1 pseudogene is annotated in these 892 nt (G+C 42.6%); it reads right to left on the reverse strand.

Annotated features, from left to right (window positions below):
* Positions 1 to 892: pseudogene (locus HMPREF1481_RS10950) on the reverse strand (CshA/CshB family fibrillar adhesin-related protein); the annotation flags it as partial.

An 892-nucleotide genomic window follows, 5' to 3' on the forward strand; every position in this document is an offset into this window, starting at 1 on the left:
ACATCTTCACCTGTTGGAACTACTGGAGTAATCTTAGGTGTGTAAGTTGTTTCTACAGCAGTACCGTTAGCATCTTTAGCTTGAACCTTAACTGGGACAACATCACCTGAGTATGATTTGTCAGTTGGTGTGAATGTTACAACACCTGTTTCTTTATCAACTGTGAAAGTACCGATTTCTTTACCTTCTGGTGACTTAGCAACTACTGATGGAGCTGGTTTCCCATTTTCGTCAAGAAGAGTAATGGTATCCTTGTCGATTGGTGCAACTGGGTCACCTTCTGTGAATGTAACAGTACCAGTTTGAACCAAACCTTGAGGTGCAACTGATTCAGCTGGAGTTGCAGTTGGTGTTACTGGTGTTACTGTTGGTGTGTAAGTTGAAGAAGCTTTTGTTCCGTTCATATCTTCACGAACAACTGTCACGGCTGGAGCAGTTCCTACGAATGATTTTTCTGGTACAAATGTGACAGTACCGTCTGGTGCTACTGTGTAAGTACCAACACCTTCAACTGTCTTAGTTGTTGAACCATCTTCAAATGTTGCTGGAACATCTTCGTTGATTGGAACAGTTTTTTCTACTCCATCAACTGTAACAGTTCCACCCTTGAATTCAGGCTTACCTTTTTGAGTTGCACCTTGGATGTCTGTTGTTTCAGCTGGTGTTGCAGTTGGTGTTACTCCTACAACTGTTGGTGTGTATGTCGCAGAAGCTTTTGTTCCGTTCTTATCTTCGCGGACAACTGTCACTGCTGGTGCAGTTCCTACAAAGTTTGGTTCTGGAACGAATGTTACTGTTCCATCTGCTGCAACCGTAAATTTACCAACGCCTTCTACTGTCTTAGTTGTTGAACCATCGTCAAATGTTGCTGGAACATCTTCGTTGATTGGAA

It is taken from the genome of Streptococcus sp. HPH0090, from assembly GCF_000411475.1.
Classification (GTDB): domain Bacteria; phylum Bacillota; class Bacilli; order Lactobacillales; family Streptococcaceae; genus Streptococcus.